Here is an 8,884-nt window from a genome sequence, read left to right as displayed (position 1 = left end):
TTGGCGGCTTTTCATAAGCGTATACTTCCATCACCACCCGCACCCACGAGCCACAAAGGGCAGCATTGGTACGCCGTGCGCGAAGCTTTCTCCACCTACATGCAGCAACCGGGAATCCTCTGGGCTCTGGCCTTTATCCTGCTTTTCCGCGCTGGCGACGCCATGATGTCTGCGATGGTAACGCCATTTCTCAACCATCTGGGCTATGGCCTGGTGGCGCGCGGCATCCTCACCGGAACAGTAGGAACGGTGACGACTATCGGAGGCGCTTTGCTGGGCGGTATCATCATATCCCGATGGAGTTTGCGCCACGCGTTGCTACCGTTGACATTAATTCAATCTCTGGCAATTCCGGCCTATGCATGGCTGGCCTGGGCGACGCCGTCTGTCTGGTGGGTAGGCGTCACAGTGGCTTTTGAGCAGGCGGCGGCAGGTCTCGGCACCGCCGTTTTGATGGTCTTCCTCATGCAGCGTTGTCAGGGTAGCTATCAGGCAACGCACTTTGCTATCGGCTCCGCCCTGATGTCCGTGGCAACCACGGTTGTCGGCGGGTTTAGTGGTTTTCTCGCGGCACGGGTGGGATTTGTGGAATTTTTTCTACTGGCATTTGCAGCGGCACTACCCAGTTTGTGGTTGGCGCTGCGTATGCCTGTGGTCCTGTTTACAGATCGTCAGGAGTTCATACCGGCACCGGACTCACCGGAGGGGAAGACCGAATAATTTCATACAAAATAAAGAGGGGGCGAAAGAATGAATTCAGACAAGAGGCTGTGGAGATGGGATAAAGGCTGGGTACGGCTGTATGGCCGGTACCGGCCATAACGAGGCAAAAGCACAGTTTGGCGACGATGGTCAATGGAGTATTTTGATTCAGGATATGCAAAAGGGCAGGCCGGCACTAAGCGTGCAGGCAAATCATAGACAACTGCCTGCATCCACGGCAACGCTCCTAACCACTGCGTATATCCTGCATGAATTTGGGCCGGAATCTCACCAGCAAACCCGGATATTGGCCCGGACCGTCGATGATGGTGTGGTGCAAGGGCCGTTAATTTTACTGGGTGGCGGTGACCCTAATCTCTCCAGCCGACGTTTTCCGTTTATTACGCAAACGGTGCGGGATGACCCCATGTTATCCTACGCGGATGCTTGCCGCTCAAGTATGGGCAGGTAGAACATGTTTTATTGATTCGCATAATACTTATTATGTAAAGTTATATTCGTGACCGCAACGGGGGAACAATCTAAGTTCAGCCCTAAATGAACTTCAGACCTTGGATCAAGGTCTGAACGTATACTTAACACTGTAAAAATTTCAAGGGAGCGTAATGACTTACTATCAATCATTCAGTAGTCGAAGTTCGTGGTGGGTGCGCCTGCTCGCGGTGATGGTGAGCATGGTCCTGCTGGTCGGTCTGTTCTTTTTCGCTATTTTTGCGGTCATCGCCGTTGCCATACTCGGGGCTAGCGGGATGCTTTTCCTCTGGTGGCAACGGCGGAAAATGCGCAAAGGGATGCATACGGACATCGTGGTCACCGACTATCGGGAGATTCATCATCCACGTCCGCCTTTTGATAACATCCGTCGATGACTGCCTTCCTACAGGCCTTCCCCAACACTGCCTGACCCCGTCAAGAGGTTAAGGTGCTGCTCTGCGCACCCCTCACCTGCGCCTGCCACCTCCTGAATCATGCTAAACTCAGTAAATCATCACGCTGTGAGCGGCACTGTTTACCTTGCTCCGACGCGTTCTTTGTGGCGTGATATCCAAAAGTGGATGGCAGCTAAGGGCAGGAGGTCTTCTGGGCACAGTCAGGCGGGATAATAAGGCGAGGCGACATCGCCTGAGCAACCTGCGCCGTGGCTTATTGCTTGCAGGGTTGGGCGCTTCGCTGCTGTCCTGCGGAGCGGCTGACGCCGACGACGTACATTTTTTGGTGGATGGGGTTTCTGGGCCTTTAGTGGAGAAGCTTGCCCATGCCCTCCCCTCCGTGGTTCTCGAGTCGCTGGCGGACCGTTTGGAAGAAACGGAGATGTCAGCGAGTTTGCGCCTCAAGGATGCGCTCGAAGCCTACGGCTACTATAGCGCGAGTTGGACGGAGCGCAGTGAAAAGGGCGCGCATGGGAAATATCTCATCATCTTCTCCGTGACTCTCGGGCGGCCCATCCTGGTTCGCCAAATCGACCTGAAATCGGCGGGCGTAGGCCACGATCTAACCGCTTTACAAAAGCTATTTACCCAATTTCCACTACACGAAAAAGATATTCTTGATCAGATTGCCTATGAGGAATGGAAAGGCAAAGTCCTCTCGTTCCTCAACGCGCGCGGCTACACACGTGCTGATTATTCGCGTCATGAAATCCGTATGGATCGTGACCAATTCTGGGCTGATATTTACTTGTGGCTCAATACCGGACCCCGCTTCCGCTTTGGGGATATTACAATCACCGGTGCGGAACACTACCCGCGTTGGTTCATTCAGCGGTACCTCTCTTTCAAGGCTGGAGACTGGTATTCGCCCAATTCGCTGGCCGTCACCCAGAGTAATTTGCGCAACGCCGACCGATTCTCCGATATCTCAGTAACTAGCGATCTGGATAAAGCAAAAAACGACGCCATACCCGTTACCGTCGATTTGAAAAGCATGTCGGCACAGCATCTAAAAATAGGCGCAGGTTACAGCACTAATATTGGGCCAAACGCGGCAATTATCTACGATAATTATAATGCTTTTGATCAAGCACAGCATGTCCGCGTTTCCATTTTGGCGGCGCAACTGAATCGCAATGCCAGCGTCACCTACAGCTGGCCGGTTGGTGCGCGACTAGGATCTGAATATATTGCTCAAGCCAGTTATCAGAATCAAAATCTGACCGCCTATAACAGTAACGAAATCCTCGCCAGTGCTGGTCGACAGTGGTCATTGCGCAGCGAAAATAGTCTTAGCAAAAGTGCAACCATAGAGGCATTAATCAATTCTGAGAAAGCCAACTACAATGTGGCTGGGCAATTTAATAACAGCTTTTATATTTATCCTTCCGTACAGTACAGCATGCAGGATTTCCGCGATATTTTGCGCCCCATAGCCGGCTACACACTGACGGCTAGGATTGAGGGTGCCAGCAAGGTATGGGGTAGCGATGCGAATTTCATCCGCTTCAGTGCCCAGGGAGAATGGCGCAAGCGCTTGAGTCAGAACTGGGTCCTTGGCACCCGCGCCAAGCTGGGGGCAATGTGGTTAACCGGGTCCATCAGCGAATTACCACCCAATCTGCGATTTTTCGCGGGTGGTCAAAATAGCCTGCCCGGTTATGCCTATCAATCGCAGGGACCATTGGCTGTGGATGGTGCGGTGGAAGGCGGGCGTCTCCTTGCCGTTGGTGGCTTCGATATTCAGCGCTTTGTCACTAAAGACTGGGCTGTCGTCGCATTTTATGATGTGGGTAATGCTTTCAACAGTTGGTCCAGTTTCCATGCGCTTCAAGATGTTGGGCTAGGCGTGCGCTGGTATTCCCCAGTCGGACCCATACGCTTTGACTTGGCGCATCCCTTGGTTGCCCCGCAAACGCCCGCAGTCCGCATCGCCTTTTCGGTAGGTTTCAGCCTGTGATACGCGTCCGCCACGGCATTATTGCAAGTGTGCTGCTGATCCTGATCACGCTGGCCACCGTCCTGGTCTGGCTGCTCACTACCAGCCACGGAGCACAGTGGGCGTTAGCGCAGGTCCCCAACTTACAGGTCAAACAGGTAAAGGGCTCGCTTACTGGCAAGATGCAGCTTTCCGGCATTTCCTGGCATAGTGCGGACATGCGCTTTCGCGCGCGATCTTTGCAGTGGCACTTGCATCCTGCCCATTTGCTCTGGGGAGAAGTCGACTTTGCCGATCTTCAGCTTCACCAGGCCGATTTGCACCTGCCGATGCCCTCTGACAAACCCAGCCCTATTCATTTGCGCTGGCCCGCATTGCCCCTGTGGACCCGTCTCATCGACCTGAAACTGAGCCCGGTTACTTGTACGAACCTGCATATATGGCAAGGAACGCAGGAGTCCTTCGTCCTCTCCCAGGCGACATTTTCCGAGCTGGCCTGGCAGCGTGGCAATCTGCACGTCAAAAACCTGTCGGCGGAGATGCCCCAGGGCAGACTCCAGCTTACGACAGACCTGCAAATGGGCGAGCGCGGGCTGCAAAGCCTGGGTGTATGGAGACAAGGCAATGCCGCCAACCCGTTGACCGTAAAATGGGAAGCACACTGGCACGGCATTTCGGCCCAGACATTTGGCGGCCCCCTGAATATTCAGGTACAGGACAACAAGCAACTGACGACTTTGAGCGGTATAACGCAAATCTCTCCACAGCAGATTTTGCTCCAGTCACTACAGCTCAGTAATCCTGCGCTCCAGAAACCCGCACAGGGGCATTGGCGCCTTGATTTGCCCCGCAATACCGCAGGGAGTTACCAGATCAGTGGCGGCTTCGAGCAGATCCTGGCAAAAGCGCCGCCCGCATGGTTGAGCACGTTACCGGTGGGTGCGTTGGCCGTCAGTTTGAATTTGCGGGGGAACATCCAGCGTTATCAAGGACAACTGGCGCTGCGCGGTGATCCCAAATTCGGCGGTATTCAAGGCAATGTGAACGGCAATCGCCAAAGCCTGCAATACAATTATGCAGGCAAGCTGCTGGGCGCGGATCTGCTGCCTTCGGTGCTGACCGTCCGGTGGCGGCCGCAACTCACCGTTACCGGACAGGTCCGGCTCAGGGGCCTGCAAACACAGCGCATTATGGCCCAGGTACCGGGCACTTTTTCCGGGGACCTGACCGTCAACGCCACCCAAATTTCCAAAGTGATCACGGGTGATGTGCGGCTGCAATTGCTGCCTAGCCAGCTTTACCGCCAAACCTTACAGGGCGAGGCCTTGGTGCACTTCGCAGGGAGTGCGTGGGATCTGCAAAAGGCCCAGTTTTTTGGTCCGGGTGTAAGCCTGAGCGCCCAAGGTAATTTACAACAACGTCTGCATTTCGTCCTCAACGTGGCGCAGTGGCAGGGCTTGCTTCCCGGTGCCCAGGGTAAGAGTCTGATTCAGGGTTGGGTAGCGCGGCCTCAGGCGCAGTGGACTGGAGAAATCCAGGGCACCGGACAAGGGCTTGCCTATCGTGGTGTAAAGATCAATACACTGAAAACACAGGCCGAACTTCGCGCCACGAACGCCTTGCAGGCTATGATCAATGTAAAGGGACTGGCATACGCTGGCCACCGCATTGATCTGCAGGCCCATGCGCAAGGACCATTAACACGTTTTACGATGGGACTGGACGCGCAATGGCCACAAAGCCGTCTGTCCGTCACCGGGCTGGTGTCTCATCAGGCCGGTGCGTGGGGACTGCAATTGGAGAAGACCACACTGACCAGCATCCCTCTGGGAAACTGGCAGTTACTCCACCCAGCCACTCTGCAATGGGCCAACGGTGCTGCATCGCTCAGCAAAATGGCTTTCGCCGATGCGCATGCTGCCCGGATTACCGCGCAAGGTCACTACAATCCCGCCACCAACCAGGCCGATTTGGGACTCGATTTGCAATCTCTACCTCTGGATTTTTTCGCGCAGGCGGAGGATGCATCGCTCCATGGTTTTTTGAATGCGCATCTGCAAGCGCAGTGTCACGGAGTTTGCCAAGCGGAAGGCCATTGGGATTTTCAGAAAACCCAATTGCAGTGGCGGCAGGCGGGCACGTCGCATACGCTCTCTCTGCAGCGGTTTACCGGTCAACTCCGTTGGTTGCCCAAAGACCTCTCGCTTGCAGCTGACCTTGGTCTTGTCAATGACTGGGGTAATGCCCAGGTGACCGTCCACAGCCCCGCGACACTCGCTCTGCCCTGGCACTGGGACGCCAATGCCCCACTACAAGGGGTTATAAAGGCGCATGTAGGTGCACCACTTTTTGCCGCCCTCCCCGTCGGGAGTTTGCGGATTCGGCCGCAAGGTCAAGGGACGATAGACGCCCAGGTTCTGGGTACCTGGGCGCATCCGCAGTGGACTGGTACAGCACAACTCCAGGGTCTGGGCTTTTTCGTCCCGCAGGCGGGTTTGGATGTTCGTGACGTGGGTGCACAACTCGTGGGAGATGGAAAAGAGTTGCGAATCACTCAACTACAAGCCGGCTCCGGCTCGGGCCAGATATCCGGGACAGGCATCGTCCAACTTCAGCAGGCGAATGACTTTACGCTCCACGTCACTGGGAAGAACTTCACGGCGCTCAATCTGCCGCAGGTACAAGCTGCGGTCAGCCCCGACCTGAGCATTTCCGGAAACCTGAAAAAAATTGACGTGCAGGGAAATATACACACTGATCGCCTGCGTATATTGGGTACGGATTTCAGCGGACCCAAGCCCTCGGGTGACGTCGTTTTTGTGAAAAAAGAGCACAAAAGCAGCGGTCCTGCCCTGGGTGTTAATGTGCATGTAACCCTCGGGGACGATGCGAGAGTCGTCATCGGCGGGCTGCGTGCCCGGCTGGTAGGTAGTCTCGCAGTAGAAATACACGATGGCCAAAGTCCGCAAGTCGATGGCACACTGCGCATGGTGGATGGCCATTATGCGATTTATGGGCACACTCTTACCTTCCAGCGTGGTTCCATCCTTTTCCACGGTGCGGCGAACCAAGCCAACCTGGACGTGCTGGCGGTACGCACCATCAAAAGCTCCTCTAGCTTCGCAGTGGACAACACCCCCGTGGAGGCTGGCGTACAAGTCACCGGTACACTACAAGTGCCCCAGGTGGCGCTCTACTCCAAACCCTCCCTGTCGCAGACAGATATCCTCTCTTATCTCGTGCTGGGCACACCGAGCAGTGGTCTCACCAGTCAGAATGCGCTGCTTTCCGCTGCTGCGGGTACGCTCTTTTCTGCCAGCCGCGCCGCAGTCTTCGGCGATAGTCTGAGTAGCAGCGGCATTGACGTTGGCGTAAGTTCCAATGGTGATTCGGGCTTGGCAGGTGCCATGGTCACCTTGGGCCATTATCTTACCCCCGATATTTATCTCAGTGTCGGACAATCCGTACTGGGTAGTGGTACTGTGGCACGCTTGCGCTACCGAGTTTCCCGCCACATCGAACTACAGACGGAGAGCGGTACCCAGAATGGCGCCAATATATTTTACCGAATTGATTTTTAAGACTAATGGTGACCTTAGATGCCTGCTGAAACCCCTGTGCAAACGGATATTCTGCTGATTGGCGGCGGCGCGATTGGCTTAGTCAGTGCGATTAAGCTTGCAGAGGCCGGTCTGCGGGTTATAGTGCTCGATCAAGGTCATATCGGTCAGGAGGCATCATGGGCTGGTGGGGGCATCCTGAGCCCATTGTATCCGTGGCACTACCCCCCTGCCCTATTGCGTCTCGCGCTGTATAGTATGCAACGCTATTTCTCCCTGACTTCCACGTTGCTGGAGCAAACTGGCATTGATCCTGAATGGATACCCTCCGGCTTGCTTATTGTGGAGGGTGAGCACGAGAAAATCCCAAATGATGTGCTGGCTTGGGGCGCCGCGTGGGGGCTGGATTGGCGCCCAGGGCTTGCAGGAGAGACCCAAACACTCTGGTGCCCGGAGGTCGCACAAGTGCGGAATCCCCGCTTGCTGGCGGCAATGGCCGCACGCTGTCGCCAACTGGGCGTCGTTTTGTATGAAAACACGGCAGTCACCGGCTTTCGTAAGCAAGGCGAACGGCTGCAAGGCGTAGAAACCACCACCGGCTTTATCCCCGCGGAGCGGGCCATCGTGACCGCCGGTGCCTGGAGCGGAAAAATACTCGAGGAAACAGGCATTCACCTGGACATCATTCCGGTGCGCGGCCAAATGCTCCTGCTTCAGGGCAAACCCGGAGTCCTCGATACGATGTTGATGCGCGATAATCATTACTTGGTACCGCGACGGGACGGACTGATTCTAGCCGGCAGTACGAGTGAACTTGCAGGCTTTGATAAGTCGACCACGAATGAAGCGCGAGAAGAACTTTCGGCCTTTATCGCCAGTGTATTTCCCGATCTGGCGCAGGCTCCGATCCTCAGGCAATGGTCTGGATTGCGTCCAGGAAGCCAGGATAGTATTCCATATATCGGCCGCCTTCCCGGCTGGGAGGGGCTCTTTGTCGCCGCTGGTCATTTCCGCTACGGACTTACCAACGCGCCCGCGACCGCCGACATCCTGGTGTCCTTGTTGACGGAGACGCCACCACCATTGGATATTAACCCTTATGCAGTTCTAACACCGAGGCCAACACAGTAAGGTCTTTTACTGATGGTGCATTAGCGCTACAATTATAACCAGTTTAAAATTAAAGCGAGGCCGCCCTTGGAAAATAACGACTGGAACAAGCAACGTGTACTGGAAGTGCTTCGCGACGCGGGCGTCAACCCAACAAGTCAGCGGGTAGAGATTGGCTATGTGCTCTTCTCCTCTTGCGCGCATCTTTCCGCTGAAGAGATCATGCAGCGCGTCAATGCGGATTATCCCGTAGTATCGAAGGCGACCGTCTACAACACACTTGGCCTGTTCGCCGATCACGCGCTGGTGCGCGAAGTGATTGTAGAGCCCGGCAAGGTGTTCTATGACCCCAACGTATCCCTTCATCATCATTTCTACTATGTAGATTCTGGAGAGCTCCAGGATATCCCTGGATCTGCCCTGCAAATTAGCGAGATCCCTGAGCTACCACCGGAGACTGAGGTGGAAAAAGTCGAGGTGGTGATCCGACTGCGGCAACGCGCGGCCCACTAAAGCACGGCGTCAGCACTTGCCTTCTCGTCAAAAATTCCTATAATACGGGTCCTTCGGGTTGTTAGCTCAGTTGGTAGAGCAGCTGACTCTTAATCAGCGGGTCGTGGGTT

At 55.2% G+C, this 8,884-nt stretch carries 6 protein-coding genes and 1 pseudogene; all 7 read left to right on the top strand.

Annotation, left to right across the window (positions count from 1 at the left end):
• A pseudogene (locus tag Q0C48_RS11390) lies at positions 1-720 on the top strand (MFS transporter); the annotation flags it as partial.
• A gap of 82 nt (positions 721-802) precedes the next feature.
• Positions 803-1,174 carry a D-alanyl-D-alanine carboxypeptidase gene (locus tag Q0C48_RS11385; RefSeq protein ID WP_366937046.1) on the top strand — a complete coding sequence of 124 codons (372 nt, stop codon included), beginning with the start codon at positions 803-805 and terminating at the stop codon, positions 1,172-1,174.
• A 154-nt stretch (positions 1,175-1,328) separates the two neighbouring features.
• Positions 1,329-1,592 carry a hypothetical protein gene (locus Q0C48_RS11380; RefSeq protein ID WP_291524433.1) on the top strand — a complete coding sequence of 88 codons (264 nt, stop codon included), beginning with the start codon at positions 1,329-1,331 and terminating at the stop codon, positions 1,590-1,592.
• A gap of 289 nt (positions 1,593-1,881) precedes the next feature.
• Entirely contained in the window at positions 1,882-3,612 is a 1,731-nt protein-coding gene (locus tag Q0C48_RS11375; RefSeq protein ID WP_291524431.1) for a BamA/TamA family outer membrane protein, read from the top strand.
• A complete protein-coding gene (locus tag Q0C48_RS11370) occupies positions 3,609-7,172 on the top strand; it encodes a translocation/assembly module TamB (RefSeq protein ID WP_291524429.1) in 3,564 nt (1,187 codons plus the stop codon). Before Q0C48_RS11375 ends, Q0C48_RS11370 begins: the two co-directional genes overlap by 4 nt.
• A gap of 18 nt (positions 7,173-7,190) precedes the next feature.
• The gene (locus Q0C48_RS11365) at positions 7,191-8,282 is read left to right on the top strand and encodes an FAD-dependent oxidoreductase (RefSeq protein WP_291524427.1); all 1,092 of its coding nucleotides are present in this window, start codon (positions 7,191-7,193) and stop codon (positions 8,280-8,282) included.
• A 66-nt stretch (positions 8,283-8,348) separates the two neighbouring features.
• The gene (locus Q0C48_RS11360; RefSeq protein WP_291524425.1) at positions 8,349-8,774 is read left to right on the top strand and encodes a transcriptional repressor; all 426 of its coding nucleotides are present in this window, start codon (positions 8,349-8,351) and stop codon (positions 8,772-8,774) included.
• Positions 8,775-8,884: the final 110 nt, after the last annotated feature.

Origin of the sequence: Acidithiobacillus sp., from assembly GCF_023255755.1 — a bacterium.
In the GTDB taxonomy this organism is placed as follows: Bacteria; Pseudomonadota; Gammaproteobacteria; order Acidithiobacillales; family Acidithiobacillaceae; genus Acidithiobacillus.
Note: the sequence above shows the minus strand (reverse complement) of the source record. Positions and strands in the feature narration are given on the sequence as shown.

Coding starts and splice junctions, on each gene's coding strand:
- Q0C48_RS11380 (WP_291524433.1), top strand. CDS start 1,329: ATGACTTACTATCAATCATTCAGTAGTCGAAGTTCGTGGTGGGTGCGC.
- Q0C48_RS11385 (WP_366937046.1), top strand. CDS start 803: ATGGCCGGTACCGGCCATAACGAGGCAAAAGCACAGTTTGGCGACGAT.
- Q0C48_RS11365 (WP_291524427.1), top strand. CDS start 7,191: ATGCCTGCTGAAACCCCTGTGCAAACGGATATTCTGCTGATTGGCGGC.